Annotated in this window: 33 protein-coding genes and 1 other annotated feature; of the genes, 7 read left to right on the top strand and 26 right to left on the bottom strand. The window is 53.3% G+C overall.

Annotated elements, in window-relative coordinates; all coding sequences use genetic code 11:
* Positions 1 to 15: 15 nt before the first annotated feature.
* From ACT3RT_RS20910 to ACT3RT_RS20880, 7 genes are all read right to left on the bottom strand, one after another.
* Positions 16 to 495 (bottom strand): phage tail protein, encoded by a 480-nt coding sequence (locus ACT3RT_RS20910; RefSeq protein ID WP_034787692.1) that lies wholly within the window; start codon positions 493 to 495, stop codon positions 16 to 18.
* A complete protein-coding gene (locus ACT3RT_RS20905) occupies positions 492 to 2381 on the bottom strand; it encodes a phage tail tape measure protein (protein WP_496203666.1) in 1890 nt (629 codons plus the stop codon). The genes ACT3RT_RS20910 and ACT3RT_RS20905 overlap by 4 nt, the downstream gene beginning before the upstream one ends.
* On the bottom strand, positions 2374 to 2496 hold the full coding sequence (locus tag ACT3RT_RS20900; protein WP_034787693.1) for a GpE family phage tail protein: 123 nt from the start codon (positions 2494 to 2496) through the stop codon (positions 2374 to 2376). The genes ACT3RT_RS20905 and ACT3RT_RS20900 overlap by 8 nt, the downstream gene beginning before the upstream one ends.
* Before the next feature lie 32 nt (positions 2497 to 2528).
* Positions 2529 to 2816 (bottom strand): phage tail assembly protein, encoded by a 288-nt coding sequence (locus ACT3RT_RS20895; protein WP_496203665.1) that lies wholly within the window; start codon positions 2814 to 2816, stop codon positions 2529 to 2531.
* 76 nt (positions 2817 to 2892) lie between these two features.
* Positions 2893 to 3402, bottom strand: coding sequence for a phage major tail tube protein (locus tag ACT3RT_RS20890; RefSeq protein WP_496203664.1), 510 nt, complete (start codon positions 3400 to 3402; stop codon positions 2893 to 2895).
* Between the two features lie 14 nt (positions 3403 to 3416).
* The gene (locus tag ACT3RT_RS20885) at positions 3417 to 4586 is read right to left on the bottom strand and encodes a phage tail sheath protein (protein ID WP_396132770.1); all 1170 of its coding nucleotides are present in this window, start codon (positions 4584 to 4586) and stop codon (positions 3417 to 3419) included.
* Between the two features lie 144 nt (positions 4587 to 4730).
* On the bottom strand, positions 4731 to 5309 hold the full coding sequence (locus ACT3RT_RS20880; RefSeq protein WP_485904276.1) for a recombinase family protein: 579 nt from the start codon (positions 5307 to 5309) through the stop codon (positions 4731 to 4733).
* 107 nt (positions 5310 to 5416) lie between these two features.
* Between ACT3RT_RS20880 and ACT3RT_RS20875 the strand changes: the two genes are divergently transcribed.
* The gene (locus ACT3RT_RS20875) at positions 5417 to 5860 is read left to right on the top strand and encodes a phage tail protein (RefSeq protein ID WP_496203680.1); all 444 of its coding nucleotides are present in this window, start codon (positions 5417 to 5419) and stop codon (positions 5858 to 5860) included.
* A 48-nt stretch (positions 5861 to 5908) separates the two neighbouring features.
* Here the strand turns inward: ACT3RT_RS20875 and ACT3RT_RS20870 are convergent, their stop codons facing one another.
* The 16 genes from ACT3RT_RS20870 to ACT3RT_RS20795 form a co-directional block, all read right to left on the bottom strand.
* Complete coding sequence (locus ACT3RT_RS20870; RefSeq protein ID WP_485904301.1) at positions 5909 to 6331, bottom strand: tail fiber assembly protein; 423 nt, start codon at positions 6329 to 6331, stop codon at positions 5909 to 5911.
* Between the two features lies 1 nt (position 6332).
* Positions 6333 to 7592 carry a phage tail protein gene (locus ACT3RT_RS20865; RefSeq protein ID WP_496203663.1) on the bottom strand — a complete coding sequence of 420 codons (1260 nt, stop codon included), beginning with the start codon at positions 7590 to 7592 and terminating at the stop codon, positions 6333 to 6335.
* Positions 7582 to 8196: a phage tail protein I gene (locus ACT3RT_RS20860; protein WP_353501089.1), complete on the bottom strand. Its 615-nt coding sequence runs from the start codon at positions 8194 to 8196 to the stop codon at positions 7582 to 7584. The genes ACT3RT_RS20865 and ACT3RT_RS20860 overlap by 11 nt, the downstream gene beginning before the upstream one ends.
* Positions 8189 to 9097: a baseplate assembly protein gene (locus tag ACT3RT_RS20855; RefSeq protein WP_485904256.1), complete on the bottom strand. Its 909-nt coding sequence runs from the start codon at positions 9095 to 9097 to the stop codon at positions 8189 to 8191. Before ACT3RT_RS20855 ends, ACT3RT_RS20860 begins: the two co-directional genes overlap by 8 nt.
* Before the next feature lie 4 nt (positions 9098 to 9101).
* Positions 9102 to 9452, bottom strand: coding sequence for a GPW/gp25 family protein (locus ACT3RT_RS20850; protein ID WP_034787717.1), 351 nt, complete (start codon positions 9450 to 9452; stop codon positions 9102 to 9104).
* Positions 9449 to 10090, bottom strand: a complete 642-nt coding sequence (locus ACT3RT_RS20845; RefSeq protein WP_353501091.1) for a phage baseplate assembly protein V — start codon at positions 10088 to 10090, stop codon at positions 9449 to 9451. Before ACT3RT_RS20845 ends, ACT3RT_RS20850 begins: the two co-directional genes overlap by 4 nt.
* Positions 10091 to 10176: 86 nt before the next feature.
* Positions 10177 to 10638, bottom strand: coding sequence for a phage tail protein (locus ACT3RT_RS20840; RefSeq protein WP_496203662.1), 462 nt, complete (start codon positions 10636 to 10638; stop codon positions 10177 to 10179).
* On the bottom strand, positions 10601 to 10843 hold the full coding sequence (gene lysC / locus ACT3RT_RS20835; protein WP_441656166.1) for an Rz1-like lysis system protein LysC: 243 nt from the start codon (positions 10841 to 10843) through the stop codon (positions 10601 to 10603). The genes ACT3RT_RS20840 and lysC overlap by 38 nt, the downstream gene beginning before the upstream one ends.
* Entirely contained in the window at positions 10734 to 11159 is a 426-nt protein-coding gene (gene lysB / locus ACT3RT_RS20830; RefSeq protein WP_353501093.1) for an Rz-like lysis system protein LysB, read from the bottom strand. Before lysB ends, lysC begins: the two co-directional genes overlap by 110 nt.
* A 1-nt stretch (position 11160) precedes the next feature.
* On the bottom strand, positions 11161 to 11670 hold the full coding sequence (locus ACT3RT_RS20825) for a lysozyme (protein WP_353501094.1): 510 nt from the start codon (positions 11668 to 11670) through the stop codon (positions 11161 to 11163).
* Complete coding sequence (locus tag ACT3RT_RS20820; RefSeq protein ID WP_353501095.1) at positions 11651 to 11872, bottom strand: HP1 family phage holin; 222 nt, start codon at positions 11870 to 11872, stop codon at positions 11651 to 11653. The genes ACT3RT_RS20825 and ACT3RT_RS20820 overlap by 20 nt, the downstream gene beginning before the upstream one ends.
* Positions 11863 to 12066, bottom strand: a complete 204-nt coding sequence (locus ACT3RT_RS20815; protein WP_496203661.1) for a tail protein X — start codon at positions 12064 to 12066, stop codon at positions 11863 to 11865. Before ACT3RT_RS20815 ends, ACT3RT_RS20820 begins: the two co-directional genes overlap by 10 nt.
* 245 nt (positions 12067 to 12311) lie before the next feature.
* Positions 12312 to 12515 carry a hypothetical protein gene (locus ACT3RT_RS20810; protein ID WP_034787755.1) on the bottom strand — a complete coding sequence of 68 codons (204 nt, stop codon included), beginning with the start codon at positions 12513 to 12515 and terminating at the stop codon, positions 12312 to 12314.
* 52 nt (positions 12516 to 12567) lie between these two features.
* The gene (locus ACT3RT_RS20805) at positions 12568 to 14601 is read right to left on the bottom strand and encodes a replication endonuclease (RefSeq protein WP_496203660.1); all 2034 of its coding nucleotides are present in this window, start codon (positions 14599 to 14601) and stop codon (positions 12568 to 12570) included.
* A gap of 15 nt (positions 14602 to 14616) precedes the next feature.
* Positions 14617 to 14838: a TraR/DksA C4-type zinc finger protein gene (locus ACT3RT_RS20800; RefSeq protein ID WP_353501099.1), complete on the bottom strand. Its 222-nt coding sequence runs from the start codon at positions 14836 to 14838 to the stop codon at positions 14617 to 14619.
* A gap of 109 nt (positions 14839 to 14947) precedes the next feature.
* Positions 14948 to 15217, bottom strand: coding sequence for a hypothetical protein (locus ACT3RT_RS20795; RefSeq protein ID WP_396132782.1), 270 nt, complete (start codon positions 15215 to 15217; stop codon positions 14948 to 14950).
* Positions 15218 to 15391: 174 nt separating this feature from the next.
* Here ACT3RT_RS20795 and ACT3RT_RS20790 point away from each other — a divergent pair, with 174 nt between their 5' ends.
* The 3 genes from ACT3RT_RS20790 to tyrA all read left to right on the top strand — a co-directional run bounded on the left by ACT3RT_RS20790 (position 15392) and on the right by tyrA (position 18599).
* Entirely contained in the window at positions 15392 to 15982 is a 591-nt protein-coding gene (locus tag ACT3RT_RS20790; RefSeq protein WP_496203659.1) for a phage repressor protein CI, read from the top strand.
* A 411-nt stretch (positions 15983 to 16393) separates the two neighbouring features.
* Positions 16394 to 17470, top strand: coding sequence for a 3-deoxy-7-phosphoheptulonate synthase (locus ACT3RT_RS20785; RefSeq protein ID WP_034787741.1), 1077 nt, complete (start codon positions 16394 to 16396; stop codon positions 17468 to 17470).
* Positions 17471 to 17477: 7 nt separating this feature from the next.
* Positions 17478 to 18599, top strand: a complete 1122-nt coding sequence (tyrA, locus tag ACT3RT_RS20780; RefSeq protein WP_496203658.1) for a bifunctional chorismate mutase/prephenate dehydrogenase — start codon at positions 17478 to 17480, stop codon at positions 18597 to 18599.
* 102 nt (positions 18600 to 18701) lie between these two features.
* Here the strand turns inward: tyrA and pheA are convergent, their stop codons facing one another.
* From pheA to bamD, 3 genes are all read right to left on the bottom strand, one after another.
* A complete protein-coding gene (gene pheA / locus ACT3RT_RS20775; protein WP_496203657.1) occupies positions 18702 to 19859 on the bottom strand; it encodes a bifunctional chorismate mutase/prephenate dehydratase in 1158 nt (385 codons plus the stop codon).
* Between the two features lie 53 nt (positions 19860 to 19912).
* Positions 19913 to 20037: a sequence feature (Phe leader region), on the bottom strand.
* A gap of 168 nt (positions 20038 to 20205) precedes the next feature.
* The gene (raiA, locus tag ACT3RT_RS20770; RefSeq protein ID WP_353501102.1) at positions 20206 to 20547 is read right to left on the bottom strand and encodes a ribosome-associated translation inhibitor RaiA; all 342 of its coding nucleotides are present in this window, start codon (positions 20545 to 20547) and stop codon (positions 20206 to 20208) included.
* A 304-nt stretch (positions 20548 to 20851) separates the two neighbouring features.
* Positions 20852 to 21586: an outer membrane protein assembly factor BamD gene (gene bamD, locus ACT3RT_RS20765; protein WP_496203656.1), complete on the bottom strand. Its 735-nt coding sequence runs from the start codon at positions 21584 to 21586 to the stop codon at positions 20852 to 20854.
* Positions 21587 to 21715: 129 nt separating this feature from the next.
* Here bamD and rluD point away from each other — a divergent pair, with 129 nt between their 5' ends.
* The 3 genes from rluD (at position 21716) to clpB (ending at position 26134) form a co-directional block, all read left to right on the top strand.
* Positions 21716 to 22693 (top strand): 23S rRNA pseudouridine(1911/1915/1917) synthase RluD, encoded by a 978-nt coding sequence (gene rluD / locus ACT3RT_RS20760; RefSeq protein ID WP_353501104.1) that lies wholly within the window; start codon positions 21716 to 21718, stop codon positions 22691 to 22693.
* Positions 22693 to 23430 (top strand): purine nucleoside phosphorylase YfiH, encoded by a 738-nt coding sequence (gene yfiH / locus ACT3RT_RS20755; RefSeq protein ID WP_496203655.1) that lies wholly within the window; start codon positions 22693 to 22695, stop codon positions 23428 to 23430. The genes rluD and yfiH overlap by 1 nt, the downstream gene beginning before the upstream one ends.
* Before the next feature lie 130 nt (positions 23431 to 23560).
* Positions 23561 to 26134 (top strand): ATP-dependent chaperone ClpB, encoded by a 2574-nt coding sequence (clpB, locus tag ACT3RT_RS20750; protein WP_496203654.1) that lies wholly within the window; start codon positions 23561 to 23563, stop codon positions 26132 to 26134.
* The last annotated feature ends 199 nt before the right edge of the window (positions 26135 to 26333 follow it).

Below are 26333 nucleotides of genomic sequence, written 5' to 3'. Positions count from 1 at the left end.
ATTGTAGTTGGGTTATCATAGGCTTACTCCATTAGGAAAGAGTTGTTTTACGGTGTTACTCGCCTTGTTATACAACCCCTTTGCCTGCTCCTGTAGATCACCGAACATGGCCGCATAGGACTCATCGACGCGTTTAAGCGTCAGTTCAAAGCTGATATTACGCGCCCGGCCATCGGTGTTTAGCTGTGAGTTGGTGTGATTAAAGCTTTGAACCACAAACATGCCATAGATGGTGCCGCTACCTTCAATTAGCGGCCAAGCTCGCCCCGAGTCCGCCATACTTTCAAACACTTGCAGGTAGGTTTGGCCTCCGGTGACTTCCGGCAAGAGCTGACCGGTGAGGGTGATAGTTTCGGTACCCAAGCCAAGGTATTGAGTGATCGGGCGTTGTCCAACGCGCTTATTTTCCACCCAGCCGTAGCCGACGTCTCTTTTCAAAGTCTGATAGGGTAAGGTTCTGAGTTTGAAGACAAATAAACCTAGCGTCATCATCATGAGTACATACCTCCATAGCCAAACTGGCCTAGCCGGTCGTTGGTTTTATTCCATTCGCGCTGATTGATGGCGTCGTTGAACCAACCAGTAAATTGGTCTTTATCAGCACCGTTAGTTGTGTTGTAACTTAAGTTAAATGTAGTGGAACGGTTGTCAGTTAATGAGTTTGAGGTATTCGTTCTCGCGGGTTGATACAGGTTGAGGGCACCGCCGCTAGGAGGCGCGCTGTCGCCAAATAACGGTGCATTTGGCTCAGCAGATGCACTGCCTGATGACCCCTTGTCATCGGACTTATTCCAACCAAATAATGAGTCTATTCCCTTACGGACCCAGTTAAATACAGCCCCCATCTGTGAGAAGGCCTCGTTTAAATCTAAAAACAATTGTGCAATGGCAGCCCCCACTTTCTTGCCAACATCTCCTACACCATTCAGTGTTTCTTGGGTAAATTCGATGGGCTTAAACAGGTCGGTTATCCAGCCCAAGGCGGTTTTGAAGGGAGCGAAAGCATCACTGACCGGACCCATAGCGGCAGTAAAACCTTCAATAACACCGCCAACAAAGGCTTTGATCGGCTCCCATAGCTGCGCTACCACAATGGCGATACCGGCAATAATGGCGATAAGCGCCACGACCGGGCCGCCAACTGCAGCAAAGGCTCCGGCCATAATGCCGCCCGCGCCGCTAAACACCGTCCCCAGCAACCCGGCACCCGCCATCAGCATATTTACGCCACTCAGCACCGGCGCGATAACGCCGCCTAAGAAGCCCAGCCCGCTAATCAAGCCGGTGACGCCTAAAGCCAGACCGAGCAGGGCGTTCACCATCTGTGGGTTATCGGTTATCCAGGTGTTGAGGGTGTTCAGCCAGCCGGTGGCGGTCTGGGTTAGCTGGCGCAATGCGTCGCTTTGGCCTGCAAACAGGTTGATGCGGATGGTGTCCCAGCTGGCGAACAACTTGGTGATATCGCCATCCAGATTGTCGCCTTTGACCGTGACGGCCATTTGCTCTGCTGGCGTTGCGCCGTTCAGCGCCGCCGGAGTCTGAGCCAACACCTGATCGGCACTCATGCCGCCTTTAGCCAGCTCTTTTTGCTTCGCCACAACGTCGGAAGGCGCATGGCCAGAAGCCGCCATCGACAAACTCTGTTGGCGCAGCGCCGCCGTGCGCGGATCGCCATTATTGAGATGCAGCAGGGCTTGCACCTCAGAAAGCCCGGCCTCTAAATCGGCACCGGGCTTGAGCAGGTTTTTTACCAGCTCGAGTTTGGGTTGTGCGAAAGCCTTAGCTGAAGCACTTGCCTTTTTAAGTTGAGAAACACTCTGTTGGCGATTTTTATATTTTTGCCCAATCAGATTGCCTTTGAGCTCCAGCGATTGCTGACGACTGGCAGCCGTCGTCTGGATCTGATCTTGAACACGCAGTTTCTCCGCCGGAATATCATCGGTGTTAATCCCTTTGGCGCGCAGTGATTCAGTTTGCTTGCTGACCGATTTACTCAAAATCTCATGCTTTTTAAACTGTTTAGCGCTGATACTCCGGGCTTCTTGCAGAATCTGCTGCTGCACGGCAGAGTGGTTTTCTGGCGTAGACAGATGAATATCCGCCTCCAGTGAGACAACGCGAGCCTTAGCGCTGTCTAGCCGTTGGCGGCTCAGCTGCATTTTGTCCTGTGTCGACTCCAGCTTATTGATCGCTTTACTCTGCTGGTTGAACGAAATTAACTCCTTACTTGCCTCGCGAATGTCACTGGTGACCATGCTGAACAAGGTCATTGGAGGCGGGGTCCTAAGGCGCGCCCACACGTCGGCACTGGCCTGCGCTAATGACAACATTTCTTGCCTGATCCGCCCCAGCGTCTCGGGCATTTGCTCAAGATTACTCATCAGTTTTTACTCCGCTGCGTTGCAACGCCTTATATCGCCAGTTCATCAGTTCGGTTAGCGACATGCCGTCCATCTCGGACGGCGGCCAATGAAAAATCACCGCGATATCTGCCATGAGATCATCCACGGTCAGGCGGGGGGATATCTCTACCCGTCCTGTTTCGGCGATAAAAAACCGATCACCTTGCCTGACAGCGCAATCAGGTCCGGCAACTCCAGGCGTGAGCACTCTTCTTTGGTCAGGTTCGGGTAGGTGATACGGGGAAGAATGGTGATTAGCGCGTCAACGTCAGCATTCGCCAGCGCCGCCAGGCCGATACCGCGCAGACTGCCGGCATTGGGTTTGGTCACCTGAATTTCACTAATTTCTACGTCGCCGCGCTTTAGCGGGACATCAAGAACGACGGTGTTGTCGTGGTTTTCAACTGTGCTCATGAGATTTCCTCGATGCGATATTGGAGACTAATGCAAAAGAAGCCGGCAATTGCTGCCGGCTAGAGAGCAGGGGGGATTACAGGCCGAGCGCCGAGCGATGCTCTGCCAGACGATCAACGCCGTTGACGATTTCAACCATGTTGACGGTGTCGACTTCAATCAGCTCTTTGCCATCAATGGTCAGCTTGAAGTAAGTACACTGGGTCGAAATCTTGGTTTCGGTGTCTTCGCCTTGCTTGTATTCGCCGAAGTCGAACTCTTTGTGGCGGCCGCGCATCACCACTTCGACTGCGGAGATATCGCCAGTGTCGTCACGCTGGAAGGAGCCAGCAAAGCGCAGCGGGATATCCGCCGTGCTGCCCCACTGCTGCAACACCAGTTCGTCCATGCCGCCGATGGTCCATTCCAGCGCCAGCGCGTCGTCGTCCAGGCCGAAGTCCACGGAGACCGAGCCGCTCATGCCGCCGCCACGGTAGTTTTCCAGCTTGCGAGTCAGTTTTGGCAGAGTCAGCGAGGAGACCACGCCGAGGTAGCTGTTCCCGTCATTGTACAGGTTCAGGTATTTCAGTTTCTTAGGGAGTGCCATGAGTCAAATTCTCCTTAGCTGTTCACGGAGGCGGCAAAGTTCACCAGATATTTATCGGTGATGCGTTGGCGCAGGGTCAGATCTTCCAGTGGTGGAACCGGCGTGTAGTCGTAATCGATGTACAGCTTGCCCGCTTTCAGCGTCTCAGGCGTGTTGGCCGATTCGTCATACCAGCAGTTGCCATCAATGATGTAACCCGCGGATTTCATCTCGCGCATTTTGGCTTTGATGCCGTCAATCATGTCGCGGATCAGGGACGGCGTGAGTGGCTTATCGACCGCCCACATGTGAGCTTCGGCCATGGTGTCAGCCAGAACTTGTGCTGTGCGAGTGTAGTTTTCAAAGGCGAAAAGTGGGTCGTCGCTACAGGTGCGGTTGCCCCAAAAACGGAAGCCATCTTTGCGTACCAGCGTGGTGACGCTGGCTTCGTTCAGCAGGTCTGCGTCGGTGCCGGTGGCTTGCAAGTCCCAGAACACGCTGGCGGACAGACCGGTAACACCGTTGACGCCGACGTTAGACAGGGTTTTATGCCAGCCAGTTTCCTGGTCGATTTTGGCACGCAGGCCCAGCGCGCGAGCCGAAGCAAACGCAATATCAGACTGGCTGGTTGTGGTGTTCCAGTTAACGAAATCAGGCCAGATCAGCATCAGCTCGCGCTGGCTGAAGTTCTCGCGGTACTTGATGGCATCAGAAATGGTTTTCGCACCATAAACGCTGACATAGCCGAAAGCGCGCAGCTGCTGGCACACTGCCGCCAGCGCCGTCGCAACGGCCTGGTTGTCATGCCCAGGTACGCCAAGAATGCGCGGCTTAACGCCCAGTTCGGCTTGTGCCGAAAGCAGGGCTTTCATGCCGGTGTAGCGACCGTTGGCATCAGAACCGCCGATGATGTTGGTGGTCGTCGCTGCCTCATCTTCGCCTTCAGCAACGCGCACAACCACCGTCACCGGCTTACATTGGTCGGCGATTGCCAGCAGTGCCGGGCCGAGCGTGCCGGTTTTACCCGCCTTGCCGCTGGCAGCCAGGACGTCGGTGATCAGCACCGGAGTGTTGAGTGGGAACAGGGTTTTGTCCGCGTCTTCGGCAGTACAAACCAAGCCGATAACAGCGGTTGAAACAGTGGAAATAACGCGTGTACCGTCGTTGATTTCAACAACACGTACGCCGTGGTGATAATCAGCCATCGGGTTGACTCTCTCTTTTGTGGGTGGTGAAGCAAGGATGCCGACAAAGAGAGAAGCCTGCACTCGATGGCAGGCGTGGGGGGAATAGCACAACAGGGTGGGGGGCAAAAAGTAAAAAAATAGTGTTAATTGAGCTTTTACAGACTATCGGAGCCTTGCCCGAAGCGCCTGTTGCTCGGTAGCCGGAACATATTTGTAGAGTGTTTTTGGAGAGACATCCAGCGCGAGAGCAATTCGCTGCAAGCTTTCGCCATTAGCAAACAAGCGCTTCGCTTGCTCGACCACCGATTCAGTCATCAGGCGTTTGCGCCCGCCAATGCGACCTTGAGCGCGTGCTGCTGCCAGACCGGCCATTGTGCGCTCAACGATAAGCTCTCTTTCCATTTCGGCCAGCGCGCTCATGACGTGAAAAAAGAAGCGCCCCATCGCGGTGCCGGTGTCTATGCTGTCCGTCAGGCTTCTGAAATGAATGCCTTTAGTTTTCAGCTCTTCGACCAATGTAATGAGATGGCGAACGCTACGGCCTAATCTATCCAATTTCCACACAACCAGCGTGTCGCCAGCGCGCATGTGGCGGATAGCTCTCTTCAAGCCCGGCCGTTCGGTGGATTTTCCGCTAATTTTGTCATCAAAAATCTGCTCACAACCTGCACTGATCAGCGCCTGACGTTGCAGATCGGTGTTTTGGTCATTTGTTGATACGCGAATGTAGCCAATTAGCATGCTAATTTCCCCAATTCAAAAGGGATAGTGTGCCACGCAGACTGGAGAGATTCTGTACGAAAGCGTTTGGAAGGTTTCTCGTAAACCTTGGTTTAACAGAACACCTTATTCCGGTCGGCGTGCCGCTCCCTTGGCCGACGGCGACGCCACCGGCGGGATGGTTTAAATGTAATGGTGCGGTGTTTGATAAAGCTAAGTATCCGCAGCTCGCCACGGCTTATCCAAGCGGCGTTCTTCCCGATTTGCGTGGGGAATTTATCCGGGGATGGGATGATTCAAAAGGAGTGGATGCGGGACGAACTATCTTAAGCAATCAGGGGGATGCAATTCGCAACATTACCGGATTTGTTAGTGGTGCCGGTGGTGTTTCATTCGACGCATTTAATGGTGCTTTTTATGACTCTGGCGCAAGAGATGCTATAGAGACAACTACCTCAGTCAAAGTAAATAGAAATGATGATTTCTATTTTGATGCATCGAGAGTCGTACCAACAGCAAATGAAAATCGCCCTCGCAACGTCACTTTTAATTATATCGTCCGCGCTGCGTAATTAATGTGAGTTTTGTAAAAAGAAAAACAGCCCCTCACGGGGCTGCTTTTACTTTGGTTGAGGGGGCCAATTAATGTCAGGAGCACTTGAAGTGTCAATTCGATTCAATAAAATACGATATTTCTTCCAATCCTTGAGTTGTTCTGTTTCTTTAATAGTCGACATGTCAAAGTCTACGGCATCTTGTAATGGCGCTATAGCTGCATTGGCTTCACTAATTTCACGTGATTTCCTCTGTTCTGCTATAACAATTAACTCCTCTTTCGTCGGAGCTGGGGCATCACTCCAGCAAGGCATTCCCTCTGCATCCGATGAACGCACTTTCCCTAGAGGAGGAATTTGAAACTTGGCAAAGATATCATCTGAAACATCTATTGCGTCAGTTAAATCCCAGCCACTTGCCATATATTCATTGATCATTTCATTTGGGAAGAATGCGTTATTTTTGACAGACCATTTATAATTTTTCATTTTAGAATCCTATTGCTATATATGATCCACCAAGTCCTGGTAGATGTGATCGGCTAACAAAAGCTGTTGGTGGTGTGTTCCCATTGTTCGATGCAATATAACCAACAGCAGCTGAGCCAGGTGTATAATCTTGGGTAGTAAAAACCCTGAGGCATAGATTCACGAATGGGATAGGAAAGTTTGTTATACAGTCTCTATCATCAGCAGGAACATTAATATAGCCCCATTGTATAAGTAATCCGCTTGGGAGACGCTGATATCCATTTATATATAAACTTGAACCAAATAATGGCGAATATTTAAGAGTGCCATTCCCATAGATCTCCCAATTTGGGCTCGTGCTGCCCTCACTGACAATAGTTAATGTTTCTTGTGTTGTTAGAGTTATTGTTGTTGTTCTATTTCCCTCAGGTCCATTAGAAAAATAATTACCCTGTTGAGTCTGAAGAACCACTGGAGAACCATTCCCGCCGAAGCAGTAAATGGTGATTAGTTTACCGGCTGGAAGAGTATTCATAGTTGGCAACTTTATAGTCTGACCATTTGCCTCAATGACGATGACGCTGCCAAAATCACTGGCAGAAATGCTAGTTTTGTTTCCAAATCCACTCACACCCGAATACTCAAAACCTCGCTCCTTTAAACCAAGGTTTGAAAGAACCGCTGAAACGGCATCTGGGCCAAGGGTTTTGATTTCTGCCAGAGATTTACTGATCTGCAAATACTGATTATGCGGATTGGCTGCCGCGACGTGTTTGGCTAATTGATCATCGGTATAGGCTTTAACCTCGATGACCTTATCGTCGACGTATTTGCGGGTAGCCAGCACCACTGACGGATCGATTTTCAGGGTGACCGCGTCGGTGCTGCTGACAACGATGATCATGCGCACGGTTTGGGTTCGCCCGCTGCCTTCTTGCAACTGAGGCTTATACGTCTCCGGGCAGTTGGCGATGGCGATCAGCGTATTGTCTTGGTCGAATAAGCCGATTTCGCGGATCCAGAAACCGCCCTGATCCTCAGGGATAATCTGCTCGGCGATGATCTGGTTGGTATTCGCGGGGTCAACGCTTAGCGAATTCAACGACGCTCGGCGCTTTTCGCCAATCAGCTTAGTTTGAGCAGGATCGGGCGTTGGCAATACACCGCCGCCGTCGCCCACCGCCATTTGGGTAAGGCTCAATTGCGTACCGAGCGCGGTCGCATTAGCCAGTTTGGCTGCGCCCTGATTGGTCAGCAGGGCAAAAAATTTAGCTGTCATAGTTTACTCTCAGGTTGTCGATTAAATGGATTGCTGAACCGGTGATTGCAGCGCCGGACGCGGTAATGGTTTCAGGGAAATAGGGGTAAACCGTCAGCTCTTCGCCGTCGTAACTCGCGGCAGCTATCAGGCAATCGCCGCTGACATCGAGATTGATTGACAACCCAATCAGATGGCGGCTACAAGGCTTGGCGTCGGCAATCAGGCGCTCAAGCTCTTGGTACATCTCTTCGGTGATACCGGTTTCCAGCACGCCAACGTCCAGACGAAACGTGCCAGGTGCGTCTTGGGTTTGCCACCACTCTATGACGCGGATCAGATAGCCCAGCGGCTCGACCACCCGACGCAACGCGCCGGTGGTGCCTTTGTGTTTATGAATAAACCAGGCGGCGCGCACCGCCGCGCGTTTCGCTGATTCGGACCATTTCTCATCCCATCTGTCGACCGAAAACGCCCACGCCAGATAGGGCAGCAGAGGCAGCGGGCAGGTATCCGGGTTCCACAACAGGCGCAGCGGGACCGGCAGACGGGCTATGTGTGAGAGTGCCTCGGCTGCCGCGATTTCAAGTTGCGTTGAGCCGGAAGGCAGCAGGCGATCATTCATCAGACCCTCCGACCGACAGGCTGTAGGCCGTGCACAGCGAGGCCTGAGTTTTATCCAGCACGATATCCGCCAGCGGCGATTGCAGCTCTACGCGCTGAACACCTTCTACGTGCAGCGCGGCATAAATAGCCGACAGGCGAATGTCACGACCTAGCCGCCCCTGGGTGTTGATGTACTTTTTAAGCTGTGCTTCGGAGGCGGCGCGCACGGGTTCTATTTCAGGGGCGGGCAGCACGTAGAGCACCGCCTCAATCTGGTAAGGCACAATCTCGGCGGCCTGCACGGTGACGCGGTCCGCGACGGGGCGAACGTCTTCGTCATTCAGCGCTTTATCCACCGCGGCCAACAAATCTGGCGTGGCTTTGCCATCGTTATCACGCGACAAAATGGTGATAGTGACTTCGGCGGGAGCCGGGCTGATGGCGGACGCGTCGGCCACGCGGCCATCGGCGCTGCGAGCATGGTATTCATAAGCACCACTCGGCCCCGCCACGCTCAACCCTTCGAAGGCTTGGGGGATGCGCATGCGCAGGTCGCTGTCGCTTTCCATTACGGCATCTGTAGGAGGAATGGTGGTGCTGTCGGCGGGTTTGAGCACCAGACGCTGCACGCCATTATTGGCCGCCAGCTGGTCCAAATCGCTGCCTGTGGCGTAGGCCACCATCACGGCGCGCGCGGCTTCGTTAACACGCTGGCGCAGGATCACTTCGCGGTAGGCGTTCTCCTGCAACAGCTTGACCAACGGCTCGGACTCCAGCGACAGAGTGCGGCTAATCGCCTCCTGCTGTTCGGGCGGATAGAGCGAAATCAGCGTAGATTTACGTTCTGCAAATAAGCTTTCATAGTCCAGTTGCTCCACCACGTTGGGGGCGGGTAACTGGCTTAAATCGATAGTCGCCATAGTCTCAGCTCACAGGAATACTCAGGGAAAATTCGGTGTCCGTATCGCTACGGCTGCCGGTCATGTCGACCACCATCTTGCCGTTGTAGTCGGCGTTGAAGGTGATGGAAGTCAGCGAAACTCGCGGCTCCCACTGCAACAACGCGGTGTAGCAAACCGCCATGATTTGCAGGCGCAGCGCGTCGTTTTGCGGTTGGTCGATGAGTTCGGAAAGCAATGAGCCGTACTCGCGGCGCATCACTCGTGACCCAATCGGGGTCTGTAAAATGTCGCTCACCGACTGGCGAATGTGGTCGAGATCTTCAATCGCCAGCCCGGTGTCGCGAGCCATGCCGAGATATTTAGCTTCACTCATTGCGGTCCTCCGGTTTGGCCGCCGCCGGTCTGAACGCCGCCGTGGCGGTGGGTGTGTAAGGCGATGCCGTTGGACGTCAGGCTACCGCCGCTATGGCTGATATCGCCGGTCATGCTGCCGCCCTGTTGCACCTCGAGCGAACCGGTAGTGAGCTTGTGGGTGCAGACCACTTCCGGACTGTCGAGGGTGATACGGGTGCTGGCATGGCATTCAATCTGCGGCGCGGTGACTGTCACTTTCTCCGCCGCGCTCAGGGTGGCGGTTTTCACGCCGATCACGGTCAGAGCGCTGGTTGCCGGTTCATACTCGATAACCGCGCCGTCCGGGAAACTGAGGTGAACCGCGTCGGCAGAGGCCGAAGGGGCCGGGTTGGCGTCGGAGAAAATCGCGGGCAGCACGAAAGCCGTGTTCAGCTCGCCGCCCATCGACAGCAGCAGCACCTGCTCCCCCACCGAGGGCGCCCACCAACTGCGGCTCTTGCCCGCGCGGCTGGTCAGCCACGGTAGCCATGCTGTGGTGTTATCGCCGCTGGCGACGCGGCAGCGCGCATTCTCGAGGTCGACCGCGCTGACATTGCCGATGCGAATCAGGTTGTTGATCAGCCGCATCATGTCGTTGATTTGTGTGTATGTGTTCATGGGATTAAGGATGCCGTTTAACGAGGGAAGTCGACAATCGGAGACCGTCCGGCGGGCCGTGGCACAACGAGCGGTAGCCGAAAAGGTTACTCAGCCCATTGGCTGATCAGCTCGCCATTGAGGTAAACCTGGCGCGGTCGCGCGTTGTTTTCCGGCAGCGGCGGCTCGGGCAAGTGGGTGATGGTGCGCACGCCGTCGGCGTCCTTCACCTGCACGCGCTCGGTGAGTTGCAGCGTCAGGGTTAATGTGTCGGCCAGCTGGGTGAAGGTGAAATCCGTCAGCCGCCGCGCGCTGCTGCTCATCACTTCCGGCTGGTTGACGGTCAGCCAGTCCAGCACCTCGACCACGATAGGATCGGCAAGGGATTCGCTGAGGTCCGCCGTGGTGACGGCCAGCGTTAAGGGGTAGTGATATTCAAAGGAGAGGGAGGGCGCCGGCGTGGCCACCACGCTCCCCGGACCTGGGGTCACTTTTAAGATTTCTGGATGGGCGTTCAGCTCGGGGATTTGCTCAATGAGCCGCTGTTGAAGTTGCTTGGGTTTTAACACGATAAGTCTCCTGACACTGTTTAATGGCGTCGACCTGTAGGCCGCATGAGAGCAGCGCGGCTTCAAGTTGACGGACGTCGGCGCTCAAATCGCCGTTATTTTTGGGATGGCTGGCGGGTACCTGGCAGGCGCTGACTGGCGGACAGCCAATGTAAATAATCTGTGGCGGAGCTGAAGGCGGGGCGCTGGTGCAGCTGGCTAACAGCAGCGGGCAGAGCACTATCAGCCCAGGTTTTAACCAAGGGATCATCATTGCGGCTCCTTTGAAAGCGTTGTTCTCGTTGCCAAACCAGGCCGTTGGCCTGCGCTAACGCATCGCGCAGCGTGGCCTCAGCCTGTTCACGGGTTTGCATCTGCTGGTTGAGTTCAGCGATCAGCTGGTCGCGCTGGCTGAGCTGCTGGGCCAGCGCGTCGCGGCTTTGGGTCAGTTCGTGCTTGTCGCGCTGCAATCCGTGGCTGTAAACAATCATCCCCAGCAGCGCCAGACCCAACACGAAAAGGGCGATAAACAGTACGCGCATATCAGGCTCCTTTCAGGCACAAAGCCCGTTCTGCGGCTCTGCGGCGTTCAAGCCCGGCGGTGCGCACGCCATTAACAAACACCCAGCGCGGCAGCTGCTCGCAGGCATCGCGCCACTGATGTTTTTTGATGAAAAACGCCAGCGTCGAGTTGCACGAGGCGCGCACGCCCACATTGAAGGTAAACGCCACCACGGCGTCATACACCGGCTGCGGCATCTCCACCGGCATGCAGGCTTGCAGGCCTTTTTCGACATTTTTGATATCCGCCAGCAGGTTTTCGGCGGCCTGATGCTCGGTTATCTGCCCGGTGGGCGCCACGCCCGCCGTGTGACCAATACCGCTGGTCCAGACCCCGGCGCTGCATTGGTAAGGCGATAACTGGCAGCCTTCGAAATCGGCAATCAGCTTCAGCCCCTCGACCGAGGTAGAGATAGACAAGTAGCCCGGCAGCAGAAACATCAGCCCGAGAACCACGGCGGCGCTGCATTTTTTAAGAATTGAGGCGTTCATATTTCTCCTTACTCAGCCCGCTTCGGGCCAGCAGCAGATAGCTTTTTCGCCGGTAGTACCAGTTGACTAAAAAGGTACCGATGCCGACGCCGGAGCCGACCAGAAAGGCGATATCCTCTAGCGACAGCCCACCCAGCCAGGCCATGAACGTCGCGATGAGGTAAGCGCAGGCCGAAGCCACGCGTTCGGCGGTTAGTCCCATAATCTGATGGACTCTTTGACTGACTTCTCCACCTGATCCGGCATCTCAACCGGGGTGCCGTGGGGCAAGATGGGGCCAAAATCCGCAATGCCTTTGTTCAGGCTGTAGGCTTTTTCCACCATTGAGGCGGTGCGGCCATAAACGCGCCAGCACATCGAATCAACGGTATCCCCTTGTTGTGCATAAAGTTTCATGATGGTTTTCCGGTTTTGTGTAGATGAGCTGGGAGGAGTAGGTAGTGTCTGGAATGTGGCTTATGGGCGCAACGAGGCGCGGTTGTGAACCTGATGGCACAACAGAGAGTGGGGGCGAGGGGCGGACGTTTTTTAAGGAGAGTGGAGCAACAGGAGGAGACGCGAAACAACAGGGTGAAAGCAGGCGCGCTTAGCCAACTTTCGGCGAACCGAAACAAGGTGGCGTAAGCGCCTGACTCTTTGCGTTATGGATTTTTACGACCGGGATCGTCATCCACGTTGCACAGCAAGGTTTCATTATGGTTATCAGGCAGGGCCTGACTCGCCAGTTCTGAAATCAACGACATGACAATAAGGAACTCTTGCGAATTGCATTGCGCCGTCTGCGAGATGTCGGCAATGACCTGAATACGCGAGAGTATTAATTGTTGTTTATTTAGGTTTTCCACCGTGCGGCCCTTCATTCACTGTGTTTATATACAGTATTATTTAATTAAAGGATCACGTCAATACTGTGTGTCTTTGAAATGCACTAATTGATTGATTTAGTGTTATTTCTTTGCGCCGATACTCATTTTTCATCTTAAAAGAATCCCAGCCATTAACCGGCGTTTTTGACGGCTTCCCAGTGGTTTGCTGCTCCTTTAATACATAAGCATTTCCACAGTTAATGACAGAACTCCAAGGCATAGGAATATCTTTATCGGTGGAAACTCTTTCGCTATTTGGCTCACGGCGAACCACCCGCCAGCGGCTGGAACGTGTCTGGTAGCAATGATCTTCACCCAGATGCGGAGCATAGATGCCGACCACCTCTTTCTGCTCTTCGGCGTAGCGATTGAAACGCCCGCGGGGTTGGCGGGCAACGCGCACCGTTTGCTGGTGGCGCGGAACATTGGTGCCGCCCTGCGAGTGAATGTAGCCCGCGTAGTCGCCGCAGTCGGCGGCGTGGCGCACCTCTTCCACTCGGCGGTCGAAGCTGTTTTCCAGACTGACGCCGCGAATGCGCCGACACTCGCGGTAAGTGCCCACCGAGGGCAGTCCGATGGGGTGAAATTGCGGTATGCGCCAAGTGGATGCCCAGGCGGTGACGGCGGCGGCGCTCTCTTTCAGCGGCTTGCCGGAGTCGAAATCTACTTCGCCATCCAGCGCGTAGCCGTCGATATTTTTCGAGATGTATTTAGCGATGTAAGCCGCCGCGCCGCCGCGATTCAGCGGCTTACAGTCGAAACGGTTTTTAGCTGCGCCCGGCTCGTCGCCCTCTTCCTGCAAGGCGTAGCGGCGCATAATGTCGATGGCGGTTTGTTGCTGGCTCGGCGCGGTAAACAGCATCAGATGCCAGTGCGGCGTGCCGTCGTGGTGCGGCTCTACCACCCGGACGCCGTAGATTTTGATGTTTTTATCTTTGAACGCCGTGCGGACTTTCGCCCACACGGCGACCAGATAGCGCTGGGCCTCTTTCGGCGAAAAAGCCTGCTCATCCCAGCGACCGTTGAAATGCACATGGCCGTTGAACATGCGAGTAGGGTGGTATTTCGACGGCGTGGTCAGGGTGATAAACAGGCCGCGATCGCCCTGATCGCTGGCGACCTGCTCGACTCCGGCAATCAGCGTCATCAGCTCCATCCGGCGGATCGCCGGGTTGGCAATGCTCGACATAACAGTCTCCAGCATATTGATGCGCTCGCCGGTCTGCTCGTTCTGCAACTCATTTTGCTTGAGGTAATTGATCATCGAAAGGCGGCGCGAACGCACCTCGCGCTGGGCGTTTTTGCTGGCATAAGCTGAGACGCGGCGGTTGACATAACCTCCGGCAATCATCAACGCCTCGCGCCAGCGCGCCTGTTGAGCAAGGAGCTGGCTTCGCCACCAGTCGGCATTCACCAGCCGCGACAAGCTGGCGATGGCGGCGTGAGCATCCAGCTTGCCCTCAGTGAAGCGCGACCAGTGCAAAGGCGTGACGTTTAAGGCACGCGCCATACCAGCCACTATCGAGTAGAGCTGGTTTTGCGTGGCATCGCTGAGCAAATCCTCCGGAGAGCTTGTCAGCGCAAGCTGGCGGTCGCACAGGTGTTCATAAGCTTCGTGGCAGTGCGCAGCTACTCGCCATGCCAGACTTTTCAGCTGTTTTTCATTTAAATCGGGCAGGCGGTTATAGGTCTCTTCTTCGGCCAGAAAGCGCAGCGAAACTTGCCGTTTGAGTTGATTCTTCCCCGTGACTTTTTGCACCCTTGGCCACAGCCGCTGGGCAAATGTCTGCTTGAGAAAGGCATTTGCCTTCTGCCTGCCTTCATCATCTAACAGGTGCTGGTAGCGCTGTTGCAATGGAAAGCGCAGGCAGGCGGGCAGGGCGAGAATCTGGCTCAGCGCCGCCTGGGCTTGGCTATCTACCTGATAGATTGGCGCGGAAACTTCGTGCGTTATCGCCTTGCGCGGCGCATTCCACCACCATTGGCCAACAAAGGGCGCAGCTGCGGGTGGGGAAAAACGCGGCGGTGGCGTCGGGGCGAAACGCCCGCGATGAAGGTGATGCATAGGGCAGATGTCCAATTAAGGGTGTCGAAAATGCCGGGCATTCTTCTCAGCAATTTCCTGGCAATGTATACAGCGCTGCACGCCGATAATTAATCGTCGTCGCGGCTCAGGTATCTCTTCGGCGCAATCCTCACAAAAGAAGGCAGAAGCTTGGCGTACCGCCGTTTTCGCCTGCGCAATCTGGGCATCGAGCACTTTGGCCTGCCACTCTTGCGCATCGTCTATCCAATCGGGCATGGTGTTTTCCTTATAAATCGTCAGCCGCCAGACTCCGGTTTTAGCTAATGGGAGGCCCGACGGGTTACACGTCATTGTTGAGTTAAGGGTGGAGAGCGAGTTTCTAGGCTTACCTGAAGAGATTATTCAGCCTGCTGCCGAACTGCTTAATCGCCAGCACGGCGTCAATCACTGACTGTTTTTCACCGGGAGAGAGCTGTTCAAAAGTCATGCTGACATGCCTGACCTTCAATCCCGCGAGGAAACACAGGGTTCTTTTCCACTCTTCCGGCGCGTTATCAAATAGCGTCTGCATCTGATTGCCCGTGGTGTGGAAATGCCGTTTTTTAATCATTTCAAGGTGATGTAATCCTTGTTCTCGCTGGGTTTTGCTGCCCATAAACATGGTTTCCTCCCAGTTTTCACGGTTTGGAAGTTGAGAATGAATAGATAATGATCGCCTTGGCGCGAAATTTGTTATCATTACGCGTCCAATTTCAGGCTATAGATGAAATTTAAACTTGATTTTGCAAGTCGTCAAGATGGTTTTTTAAGTTTGAGAGGTTTTTGCGAGATGCGGCTGGATGAACTCGAAGGTGGTAAAGCCGTGCTGGGACGGATGCTACAGGCATACGGTTTCAGCATGCAAAAAGAGTTAGGTGACTTGTATGGTCTCTCCTCGGGCACGATAAGTACTTGGGTAAGAAGAGATTATTTCCCCGGTGATGTGGTGGTGGCTTGTGCTATCGACACCGGCGTTTCTTTGCTTTGGCTGGCGACGGGCAAGGGCGATATGCATGACAATCAGCCGAATGCTCAACAGTCGGGCGACGCCATCACTAAACTTGCAAAATTGAGATTGCGCGGCGGCGCGTTGGAAGACGAGGGCCTGTGGGCGGTTGATAGCTCGCTGGTGGACGCTTCCGTGGAAAAGCCGACCTATCTGGTTAAAGGCAATCACTCTTGGATAATCGATTTAGGCAGCGCCAATATCGGCAATGGCCGCTGGCTGCTTGATATCGATGGCGATGTTGACGTGTATGACGTGGCGCGTTTGCCCGGAAACCGTTTAAAAATCACCAGTCAGGCCACCACCTTCGACTGTAATGTCGACGATGTGAAAGCCTTAGGCCAAGTGTTCATCACCCTCGAACGTAACCTCTAAGACGGCTTCCAGCCAACCCGCCTCGCAGTGTTATCGCATTTAGGGTGGGGCATCTCACTCCGTCAGTGTCGCCTTAATGGCGACGATGGCGGGTGGCATCTCGGCCTCACTCCCTCTATTTTCTCCCACGTTATTTTATTTTCAGAGCCGTGCCTCGTGTCCTCCCATGCTTGTGCGAAATTTCTTCAATTTATGTAGCTTTCAGTCTGTTTGCTTATTGTGTGGAAATTAAAACGGACATCAATGACCGCCATAACTGATAAATGGAAACTTATCTTTACGTAATGGTTGGTTGGTGGTTGTATTGGTAATTAAAAGTTTACATCGGTGGTTTGAAAGTTTTTCGCGCTGTGTTATCGTCACTGCATGCTGATATTCAGCAATCTACTTATCTGACCGTGGACAGCCATCATGCAAAAAGACGCACTTAACAACGTACATATCAGCGCAGAACAGATCCTTATTACTCCAGAAGAGCTGAAACTTCGTTTCCCTCTGGGCATTAACGATGAAACCAACATCGCCGAAGCGCGTAAGACCATTGCCGATATCGTGCATGGCCGTGATCCGCGCCTGCTGGTGGTCTGCGGGCCTTGCTCTATTCACGACGTGGATGCCGCGCTGGATTACGCGCGTCATCTGAAAACGTTGGCGGCTGAGCTGAGCGATCGTCTGTACATTGTTATGCGCGTCTACTTTGAGAAACCGCGTACCACCGTAGGTTGGAAAGGCTTGATCAACGATCCACACATGGACGGCACTTTTGATGTTGAAGCCGGTCTGCACATTGCCCGTGATTTGCTGCTGCAACTGGTCGGTATTGGCCTGCCGCTGGCTACCGAAGCATTGGATCCGAACAGCCCGCAGTACCTCGGCGACCTGTTCAGCTGGTCGGCCATCGGCGCGCGTACCACGGAATCTCAGACGCACCGCGAAATGGCGTCCGGCCTTTCCATGCCAGTTGGCTTTAAAAATGGTACTGACGGCAGCTTAGGCACCGCCATCAACGCTATGCGTGCGGCTGAAATGGCTCACCGCTTTGTCGGTATCAACCAGGCTGGTCAGGTTTGCTTGTTGCAGACTCAGGGCAACCCGGATGGTCACGTGATTCTGCGCGGCGGCAAAACCCCGAACTACAGCAGCGAAGATGTAAAAGCCTGTGAAAAACAGATGCAGGACGCGGGACTCCGCCCTTCCTTGATGATAGATTGCAGCCACGGCAACTCGAATAAAGATTACCGCCGCCAGACGATTGTGGCGCAGTCGGTCATTGATCAAATCAAAGCGGGTAATCGCTCTATCACCGGTTTAATGCTGGAAAGTAATCTGCACGAAGGCAACCAGTCTTCCGAGCAGCCGCGTTCAGAGATGAAATACGGTGTGTCCGTGACTGACGCCTGCATTAACTGGGAAACCACTGAAACATTGCTGCGTACTATGCATCAGGAATTGGGCGAGTCGCTGGCGGCACGAATCGCAGGAGAATAATGGTTTTATGGTGGCTGAACTTAACGCATTGCGCGATCAGATTGATGAGGTCGACAAGGCTTTATTAGATTTACTGTCTCGTCGTCTCCATCTGGTGGCTGAAGTTGGTGAAGTGAAAAGCCGCTACGGCTTGCCGATTTATGTTCCCGAGCGTGAAGCGGCGATGCTCGCTTCGCGCCGTCAGGAGGCGCAGAATCTGGGCGTTCCCCCTGATTTGATTGAAGACGTGCTGCGTCGCGTGATGCGTGAATCCTATTCCAGCGAGAATGATAAAGGCTTTAAAACCCTGAATCCCGAGCTGCGCCCAATCGTGATTGTTGGCGGTAAAGGCCAGATGGGGCGCCTGTTCACTCGCATGCTCGAACTGTCTGGCTATCAGGTGAAAGTGCTGGAGCAGGAAGATTGGCCGCGTGCCGAAAGCCTGTTGGCTGATGCCGGAATGGTGATTGTCAGCGTGCCAATTCATTCGACAGAAGAGGTGATTGGTCGCTTACCAAAACTGCCTGAGGACTGCATTCTGGTTGATTTGGCGTCCGTCAAAAATCGCCCGCTGCAAGCCATGCTGGCGGCGCACGAAGGTCCGGTGTTAGGTCTGCACCCAATGTTCGGCCCTGATGTTGGCAGCCTTGCCAAGCAGGTCGTGGTGTACTGCGACGGTCGTGAGCCGCAGGCTTACCAGTGGCTGCTTGAGCAGTTGCAGGTGTGGGGCGCGCGGTTGCATAAAATCAGCGCCGTCGAGCATGACCAGAACATGGCGTTTATTCAGGCGCTGCGCCATTTCGCCACTTTCGCCTACGGCATGCATTTGTCGGAAGAGAATGTGCAGATTGAACAGTTACTGTCGCTCTCTTCGCCAATTTACCGTCTCGAACTGGCGATGGTTGGCCGACTGTTTGCGCAGGACCCGCAACTTTATGCGGACATTATTATGTCTTCAGAAAGCAATCTGGCGCTGATCAAACGCTACTACCAGCGTTTTGGTGACGCCTTAGCTCTGCTGGAGAACGGCGATAAGCAGGCCTTCATCGACAAGTTTAAGCAGGTTGAGAACTGGTTTGGTGACTACGCGCCGCGATTCCTCAAAGAGAGTGGGGCGCTGCTGCGTCAGGCGAACGACATTCGCCGCTAAGCGTTGAATTCTCAGATAATTGATTGAATTAAAAAGGCCATTCGTGGAAACGAGATGGCCTTTTTGCTTTCTATGTATGGAGACTTTTCTCGCAATAGAAAGTTAGTTTGGATTTACCGCCACCACGTTTTCGCTTGGATAGCAGCCCAGCACTTTCAATGAACGGGTGATCTTGCCGAGCCCGAGCAGGGCAGCCTGCATATCCGCCGAGCGCAGGTTGGCCTGCACATCGATATAAAACATCTCTTCCCACGGATTACCGTAGATTGGGCGCGACTCAAGCTTGGTCATAATAATGCCGTGCTCGCGTAGTACCAGCAGGGCTTCAACCAGAGCACCGGCCTGCTGGCCTGTCGCCATAATAAAGGTGGTCTTGGCCGGAACCTGCTCCGTCACTTCAATGGCTTTACGCGCCAGCACGATGAAGCGAGTGATGTTTTGCTGCTGGTTGGCCAGATTATGCTCCAGCACTTGCAAGCCGTAGAGCGCACCACCGGCTTCACTGCCCAGAGCCGCCACGTGTGGAGAGTTGGCCGCCGCGACTTTCTCCATCGCCGCCGCGGTGCTCTCGCAATACTCAATCTTCCAGTGTGGGAAGCGATTGATGAACTGGCTGCACTGTTGGAACGGCTGCGGGTGGCTGTAGACGGTCTGAATCTGCGACAGGTCGGTATCCGCCGCCACTAACACGCAGTGATCAATATTGTTGGTCAGCTCGCCAACAATCGACAGGCTGGTGTGCTGCAAAATGTCATACACGTCGTTGATAGATCCGGAGCTGGTGTTCTCAATCGGCAGCACGGCGTAGTCGGCCTGGCCGGTTTCAACCTGAGTGAAGATGTCCTGGAACTTAAGGCAGCCGCATTCGATGAATTGCTCGAAATGGCGGGCGGCGTATTGACGGGCCGCGAGGTGCGAATAAGAGCCTTTCGGGCCGAGGAATGCGACGCGGGCGGAGTCAGAGGTGGTCTGATTCAGGTGCTGTTGCAGCAGAGCTTGCTGGGTTAGCACCGAGTCTTCAATAATTAGCTGATAAACGCGAGTGATGTAATGGCCATCCAGCCCCTGCTTTTTACCTTCCAGAATCAACGCGTTAATCAACTCTTTCTCGCGCTCTTTATCACGGATAGGGCGGTGAGAATGCATTTTGGACTGTGCGACTTCTACCGCGAGATGGCGTCTTTCTGCCAGTAAAGCCAGTAATTTTAGATCCAGCGCGCTGATGCGTTCACGTAGAGCCAGCAATGGATTCTCGGTCATTATTTCACCCTTTTTATGTGCTTTCTTTCTATCGAATTTGCCAAACTATGAGCATAAAAAAAGCCCCCTTTTCAGGAGGCTTCGTTGTTCGTCTTCGCATTCATTCTTTCACGACGAAACGCCTCCCAATCAGGGGAAGGTAAAAAAGAATGCGAAGAAAAACAGTTTGGTGTTCATGCGTAGCGTTTTCTCTTAATGAAGATGGCTCTAAAGTAACCGCTGGCTTTTCACTGTGTCAATACAATTTGTTTTGCCGAGTGATTTGTCTTGAAGAGGGGAAACTGGGTTGAGGCCATAAAAAACGCGCTCCGGGGAGCGCGCTGATTATGTTGCGGGAGCCTGAAGATCACTCTGGTTCTTCTTGCGGCTCGAGGTTTATCTCTTTCACGCAGCTTTCTGCGCGGCGGGCCTCGCCCTTGTGTTGTGCCTTGTTCAGCTGACGTTCAAGTTTGGAAATCAAATCGTTGACCGCAGCATACATATCATCGTGGGTGGCACTGGCTACCAGCGGGCCATTGGCCGTGGTAATGGTCGCGTCGGCGACGAATCCCTGAGGTTCTTTTGAAAGAACAATGTGTGGGTTAATTAATTGAGTTTGCCATTTTTCCAGTTTTTTTAGACGGTCTTCGACGTGCTCCCGAATTGCTGGGGTGATGTCCATTTGTTTACTGGTAATGTTCAGTGTCATATAACTTACCTCTCTGTCTTTCCGTCTAGGATAGGTTCAGCATACCTGCCTTTGCGACAAAATACGTGATAAAGATCACACTTTTTTGTCACTTTTTGTCAAGGCGGACAAAACTGTGAGCTGAGGTAATTAACTGCCGGATAGGGGTTGTGACTTTCGATGAGATGACGCATTATCGATAGGATCGATTGAAAAGAAATTCCGCGAATTCCTGCCTTTCTGCTTTAAAAAACATCAAGTTAGCGCGCATAAAAAACGGCAGCCGAAGCTACCGTTTTTTGGGACTGTGATGCCAGTTACGAAATTAAGATGCGCTGTTAGTCGCAATCACTTTCGCCACTTTGTCCGCTTGACCATTCAACTGCAACTGACGATAAGCATTTTCCATTTCTGGAAGTGCGTCGCGCGTTGCTTTGGTATCCGGATAATCCTTCAGCATTTGCTCAACACGATTAACAACGGCGACGTACGCACCGCGTTTAGTGTAGTATTGCACGACTGACAGCTCATATTTGGCTAGACGATCTTTCAGGAACACCAGACGCTTATTAGCATCTGTTGCGTACTGACTGTTCGGGTAGCGATGAATCAGCTGGCTGAAATCACGGAATGCGGCACGAGCATGTTGTGGATCGCGGTCTGAGCGATCAACACCAAAGAAGCCTTGTAACGCACTGTCATCAAGCGCCATATCCGTCAGACCACGCATATACATGACGTAATCAATATTTGGATGGGTCGGGTTCAGACGCATAAAGCGATCAATTGATGCCTGAGCCAATGGTAAATCAGCAGACTTGTAGTAAGCGTAAATCAGATCCAACTGCACTTGCTGCGAATAAGGACCAAATGGATAGCGGTTATCCAACGCTTCTAATTGAGCAATTGCGCCTTTAAAGTTACCGTCCTGCAGTTTTTCTTGGGCAGTAGCATAAAGTACGTTTGGTGGGTTATCGGGAACCGTTTCTTTGGAACCGGAGCAACCGACCAGCGCCAGGCTCAACGTGGCTGCTGCCACCAGATATTTCACACGCGTCATGACGTTTTGATTATCCTCAGGTGTTATTCTGGGAGACTGTCCGTTAAGCTCCCGACAAAGACCAGCTACAATAGCACATTATTTTAAACGGCATCGCCGTGAAAACCCAAGGTTACCCAAGAGCAGCATATGGCACAACAAGTACAACTCACGGCGACCGTGGCCGAATCGCAACTCGGTCAACGTTTAGATCAGGCTTTGGCCGAATTGTTCCCTGATTATTCACGATCTCGCATAAAAGATTGGATTTTGGAAGATCGGGTCCTGGTCAATGGCAAGAAAGTCTCCAAACCAAAAGAAAAAGTGTTGGGTGGCGAGGCTATCGCAATCGACGCGCAAATTGAAGAAGAAGCGCGCTGGTTGCCACAAGATATCGCACTCAACATCGTCTATGAAGATAACGATATTTTGGTTATCAATAAACCCCGAGATCTGGTTGTGCATCCCGGCGCGGGCAATCCAGACGGCACGGTATTGAATGCGTTACTGCATCACTATCCGGAAATCATGGACGTGCCGCGCTGTGGCATCGTGCACCGTCTGGACAAAGACACTACCGGCCTGATGGTGGTGGCGAAAACCGTTCCTGCACAAACTCACTTGGTTGACGCGCTGCAAAGACGTGAAATCACCCGTGAATATGAAGCCGTTGCCATCGGTACGATGACAGCTGGCGGCACGGTAGATGAGCCTATTTCACGCCACTCCACCAAGCGCACGCACATGGCCGTTCACCCTATGGGTAAACCTGCCACCACGCATTACCGCATCATGGAGCATTTCCGTGCTCATACGCGTCTGCGTCTGCGTCTGGAAACGGGCCGTACTCACCAGATCCGTGTGCACATGTCGCATATCAACCACCCGCTGGTGGGCGATCAGCTTTACGGCGGCCGTCCGCGTCCACCGAAAGGTGCGTCAGAAGAGTTTATCTCCATTCTGCGCGGTTTTGATCGTCAGGCTCTGCACGCCACCATGCTGCGCCTGTTCCACCCAGTGACCGGTATCCAGATGGAATGGCATGCGCCACTGCCACAAGATATGGTCGATTTGATCAATGCACTCAAGGCTGATACCGAAGAGTTCAAGGATCAGATGAACTGGTAATGCGCGATTTGATTCTGCCCCAATGGCCGCGGCCTGCATCGGTGCGGTCTTGTGTCACAACGCGTCATGGAGGCGTTAGCCTGCCTCCTTACGACTCTTTAAATTTGGGCCTTCACGTCGGTGATGATCCCAAGTCAGTCCTTACTAACCGCCAGCGCCTGATCGAATTTGCCGAACTTCCCACCGCCCCGCACTGGCTGGAGCAGGTACATGGCACGCAGGTTATTCGCCTCACCCAAAACACTTCCCAAGAAATCACTTTAGTTGCCGACGCGGTTTATACTCAAGAGCCGGGCGTCGTCTGCTGTGTAATGACGGCGGACTGCCTGCCGGTGCTGTTCACCACCAAGTCGGGTGATGAAGTGGCGGCTGCTCACGCCGGTTGGAGAGGACTGTGTGCGGGAATTCTCGAAAATACCCTGGCTGAGTTTGCTGCCGAGCCAACTGACATTATGGCTTGGCTCGGACCTGCAATTGGGCCGCAGCAGTTTGAAGTGGGGGGAGAAGTTCGCGACGCTTTCATGGCAATCGATCCTCTAGCCGCTCAGGCTTTTGTGCCTAAAGGGCAAAAATTCTTGGCTGATATCTACCAACTGGCCCGTTTGCGTTTACGCGCGAGCGGCGTGACTGACATCTATGGTGGAGAGTTCTGTACTGTAAGCGACAGCACAAAATTTTACTCTTACCGCAGAGAGGTTACGACTGGCCGGCTGGCAAGTTTAATTTGGCTGATATAACCTATTGAATCAAGACGATCCACGGACGCCTAACGTTGTACTCAATTTATACTGGCAAGATAACCTTGAAAACGTGAGGGTTGACCTCATCTAATCTCCAGTAGCAATTTTGTTCAGTATTGGAGGTGTTATGCGTCTGGATCGTCTTACTAGTAAATTCCAGCTTGCCCTCGCCGACGCCCAGTCTCTCGCACTTGGGCGCGACAACCAGTTTATCGAACCTGTTCACCTGATGAGCGCTCTGCTTACTCAGGAAGGCGGGACCGTTCGTCCGTTACTTACCGCTGCCGGGATTGATACCCCGAAATTGCGCACGGACGTCGAACAGGCTCTGGGGCGACTGCCGCAAGTTGAAGGTACCGGTGGTGATGTTCAACCATCCAGTGAACTGGTACGCGTTTTAAATCTTTGTGACAAGTTAGCGCAGCAACGCGCAGATAAATTCATTTCATCCGAACTCTTTGTACTGGCCGTTCTTAAAGATCGCGGTAGCTTGACCGATCTGTTGAAAGCCAGCGGGGCAACGGTTGAAAAAATCAGTACAGCAATAGATCAAATGAGAGGTGGTGACAAAGTGGATGATCAGGGTGCTGAAGACCAGCGTCAGGCTTTGAAAAAATACACTATTGATCTGACCGAGCGCGCGGAGCTTGGCAAACTCGACCCGGTTATTGGGCGTGATGAAGAGATTCGCCGCACCATTCAGGTATTGCAGCGTCGTACCAAAAACAACCCCGTTCTGATTGGTGAGCCGGGTGTAGGTAAGACCGCCATTGCCGAAGGCCTGGCCCAGCGCATCATTAATGGTGAAGTGCCGGAAGGCCTGAAAAACAAACGCGTGCTTTCTTTAGATATGGGCGCGCTGGTGGCCGGTGCGAAATATCGCGGTGAATTCGAAGAGCGTCTGAAAGGCGTGCTGAGCGATTTGGCCAAGCAGGAAGGTAATGTCATCTTATTCATTGATGAATTACACACCATGGTTGGCGCGGGTAAAGCTGACGGCGCGATGGATGCCGGTAATATGCTCAAACCTGCGTTGGCGCGCGGTGAACTTCACTGTGTTGGTGCCACTACGCTCAATGAGTATCGCCAGTTTATTGAGAAAGACGCCGCACTGGAACGTCGTTTCCAGAAAGTGTTTGTGGCCGAGCCATCTGTAGAAGACACCGTCGCCATCTTGCGTGGCTTAAAAGAGCGCTACGAGCTGCACCACCACGTGCAGATCACTGACCCGGCCATTGTGGCGGCCGCGACCCTGTCGCATCGCTACATTTCGGATCGTCAGTTGCCCGATAAAGCCATTGACCTGATTGACGAGGCGGCTTCCAGCATTCGTATGCAGATGGACTCCAAGCCAGAGGCCCTTGACCGTCTGGAGCGCCGTATCATCCAGCTGAAACTGGAACAGCAGGCGCTGAAGAAAGAGTCAGATGACGCCAGCGTTAAGCGTCTGGAGATGCTTAATACCGAGCTTGATCATAAAGAGCGCGAATTCTCCGAGCTTAATGAAGAGTGGAAAGCCGAGAAAGCTTCGCTGACCGGGACTCAGAACATCAAGTCCGAGCTTGAACAAGCCAAGATAACGCTCGAACAAGCGCGCCGCGTCGGCGACTTGGGCCGCATGTCTGAATTGCAGTACGGCAAAATTCCAGAATTGGAAAAACAGCTGGCTGCTGCCACTCAGGCCGAAGGCAAAACCATGAAGCTGCTGCGTAACCGCGTAACGGATGTTGAGATTGCCGATGTGTTGGCGCGCTGGACCGGGATTCCGGTGGCCAGAATGCTGGAAAGCGAGCGTGAAAAACTGCTGCGCATGGAAGATGAGTTGCACCAGCGCGTGATTGGCCAGAATGAAGCTGTAGAAGCTGTTTCCAACGCCATTCGCCGTAGCCGTGCAGGGCTTTCCGACCCGAATCGCCCAATTGGCTCATTCCTGTTCCTTGGGCCAACGGGTGTCGGTAAAACCGAGCTTTGCAAAGCCTTAGCGACTTTCCTGTTCAACAGTGACGACGCTATGGTGCGTATCGACATGTCCGAGTTTATGGAGAAACACTCCGTATCGCGGCTGGTGGGTGCACCTCCAGGCTATGTCGGTTATGAAGAAGGTGGCTATTTAACAGAAGCGGTTCGCCGCCGTCCTTACTCCGTCATTTTATTAGATGAAGTAGAAAAGGCGCATCCGGATGTCTTCAACATTCTGTTGCAGGTTCTGGATGATGGCCGCTTAACCGACGGGCAGGGTAGAACGGTCGATTTCCGTAATACCGTGGTGATCATGACGTCGAACCTAGGTTCGGACTTGATCCAGCAGCATTTCGGGCAGGCAACCTACGCGCAAATGAAAGAATCGGTAATGGAAGTGGTCACACACAACTTCCGCCCTGAATTCATTAACCGTATAGATGAAGTTGTCGTGTTCCATCCGCTGGGCCATGCGCATATCAAGCACATTGCGCAAATCCAGTTGGAGCGTCTTTATAAGCGCCTCGAGGAACATGGCTATACCGCCACCCTGACCGATGCGGCTCTGGAGCTGTTAGGCAACACTGGGTTTGACCCGGTTTACGGTGCTCGCCCACTGAAACGCGCGATTCAGCAGGAAATTGAAAACCCGCTGGCTCAGCAGATTCTGTCCGGCAAGCTGATTCCGGGTAAACCGATGACGATTGATGTGGAAAATGACCATATCGTCGCACGGCAATAATTCGTTTTTTAGCGGTTAGAAGCCTAATTAAGAGGCCCAAAGCTAATTTGGGCCTCTTTTTTGTTTGTTTTACGCCCAAAATGGGCGGTTTTGTTGAAAAAAAGAACGGTCAGTAATTAATTTGAAATTAGGGGTTGCGGCCTTCTGAAAACTCCCTATAATGCGCCTCCACTGACCGGGAACAACGACTGAGAAGTCG

Origin of the sequence: Ewingella sp. AOP9-I1-14 (assembly GCF_052375995.1) — a bacterium.
GTDB classification, from domain to species: Bacteria; Pseudomonadota; Gammaproteobacteria; order Enterobacterales; family Enterobacteriaceae; genus Ewingella; species Ewingella allii.
This window is presented reverse-complemented; position numbering and strand designations above follow the sequence as displayed.

What these genes read in the sequence shown, in the direction of transcription:
- ACT3RT_RS20910 (WP_034787692.1), bottom strand. Translation starts at nt 495, where the DNA reads ATGATGATGACGCTAGGTTTATTTGTCTTCAAACTCAGAACCTTACCC.
- ACT3RT_RS20905 (WP_496203666.1), bottom strand. Translation starts at nt 2,381, where the DNA reads ATGAGTAATCTTGAGCAAATGCCCGAGACGCTGGGGCGGATCAGGCAA.
- ACT3RT_RS20900 (WP_034787693.1), bottom strand. Translation starts at nt 2,496, where the DNA reads ATGGCAGATATCGCGGTGATTTTTCATTGGCCGCCGTCCGAGATGGAC.
- ACT3RT_RS20895 (WP_496203665.1), bottom strand. Translation starts at nt 2,816, where the DNA reads ATGAGCACAGTTGAAAACCACGACAACACCGTCGTTCTTGATGTCCCG.
- ACT3RT_RS20890 (WP_496203664.1), bottom strand. Translation starts at nt 3,402, where the DNA reads ATGGCACTCCCTAAGAAACTGAAATACCTGAACCTGTACAATGACGGG.
- ACT3RT_RS20885 (WP_396132770.1), bottom strand. Translation starts at nt 4,586, where the DNA reads ATGGCTGATTATCACCACGGCGTACGTGTTGTTGAAATCAACGACGGT.
- ACT3RT_RS20880 (WP_485904276.1), bottom strand. Translation starts at nt 5,309, where the DNA reads ATGCTAATTGGCTACATTCGCGTATCAACAAATGACCAAAACACCGAT.
- ACT3RT_RS20870 (WP_485904301.1), bottom strand. Translation starts at nt 6,331, where the DNA reads ATGAAAAATTATAAATGGTCTGTCAAAAATAACGCATTCTTCCCAAAT.
- ACT3RT_RS20865 (WP_496203663.1), bottom strand. Translation starts at nt 7,592, where the DNA reads ATGACAGCTAAATTTTTTGCCCTGCTGACCAATCAGGGCGCAGCCAAA.
- ACT3RT_RS20860 (WP_353501089.1), bottom strand. Translation starts at nt 8,196, where the DNA reads ATGAATGATCGCCTGCTGCCTTCCGGCTCAACGCAACTTGAAATCGCG.
- ACT3RT_RS20855 (WP_485904256.1), bottom strand. Translation starts at nt 9,097, where the DNA reads ATGGCGACTATCGATTTAAGCCAGTTACCCGCCCCCAACGTGGTGGAG.
- ACT3RT_RS20850 (WP_034787717.1), bottom strand. Translation starts at nt 9,452, where the DNA reads ATGAGTGAAGCTAAATATCTCGGCATGGCTCGCGACACCGGGCTGGCG.
- ACT3RT_RS20845 (WP_353501091.1), bottom strand. Translation starts at nt 10,090, where the DNA reads ATGAACACATACACACAAATCAACGACATGATGCGGCTGATCAACAAC.
- lysB (WP_353501093.1), bottom strand. Translation starts at nt 11,159, where the DNA reads ATGCGCGTACTGTTTATCGCCCTTTTCGTGTTGGGTCTGGCGCTGCTG.
- ACT3RT_RS20825 (WP_353501094.1), bottom strand. Translation starts at nt 11,670, where the DNA reads ATGAACGCCTCAATTCTTAAAAAATGCAGCGCCGCCGTGGTTCTCGGG.
- ACT3RT_RS20820 (WP_353501095.1), bottom strand. Translation starts at nt 11,872, where the DNA reads ATGGGACTAACCGCCGAACGCGTGGCTTCGGCCTGCGCTTACCTCATC.
- ACT3RT_RS20815 (WP_496203661.1), bottom strand. Translation starts at nt 12,066, where the DNA reads ATGAAACTTTATGCACAACAAGGGGATACCGTTGATTCGATGTGCTGG.
- ACT3RT_RS20805 (WP_496203660.1), bottom strand. Translation starts at nt 14,601, where the DNA reads ATGCATCACCTTCATCGCGGGCGTTTCGCCCCGACGCCACCGCCGCGT.
- ACT3RT_RS20800 (WP_353501099.1), bottom strand. Translation starts at nt 14,838, where the DNA reads ATGCCCGATTGGATAGACGATGCGCAAGAGTGGCAGGCCAAAGTGCTC.
- ACT3RT_RS20795 (WP_396132782.1), bottom strand. Translation starts at nt 15,217, where the DNA reads ATGGGCAGCAAAACCCAGCGAGAACAAGGATTACATCACCTTGAAATG.
- ACT3RT_RS20790 (WP_496203659.1), top strand. Translation starts at nt 15,392, where the DNA reads ATGCGGCTGGATGAACTCGAAGGTGGTAAAGCCGTGCTGGGACGGATG.
- ACT3RT_RS20785 (WP_034787741.1), top strand. Translation starts at nt 16,394, where the DNA reads ATGCAAAAAGACGCACTTAACAACGTACATATCAGCGCAGAACAGATC.
- tyrA (WP_496203658.1), top strand. Translation starts at nt 17,478, where the DNA reads ATGGTGGCTGAACTTAACGCATTGCGCGATCAGATTGATGAGGTCGAC.
- pheA (WP_496203657.1), bottom strand. Translation starts at nt 19,859, where the DNA reads ATGACCGAGAATCCATTGCTGGCTCTACGTGAACGCATCAGCGCGCTG.
- raiA (WP_353501102.1), bottom strand. Translation starts at nt 20,547, where the DNA reads ATGACACTGAACATTACCAGTAAACAAATGGACATCACCCCAGCAATT.
- bamD (WP_496203656.1), bottom strand. Translation starts at nt 21,586, where the DNA reads ATGACGCGTGTGAAATATCTGGTGGCAGCAGCCACGTTGAGCCTGGCG.
- rluD (WP_353501104.1), top strand. Translation starts at nt 21,716, where the DNA reads ATGGCACAACAAGTACAACTCACGGCGACCGTGGCCGAATCGCAACTC.
- yfiH (WP_496203655.1), top strand. Translation starts at nt 22,693, where the DNA reads ATGCGCGATTTGATTCTGCCCCAATGGCCGCGGCCTGCATCGGTGCGG.
- clpB (WP_496203654.1), top strand. Translation starts at nt 23,561, where the DNA reads ATGCGTCTGGATCGTCTTACTAGTAAATTCCAGCTTGCCCTCGCCGAC.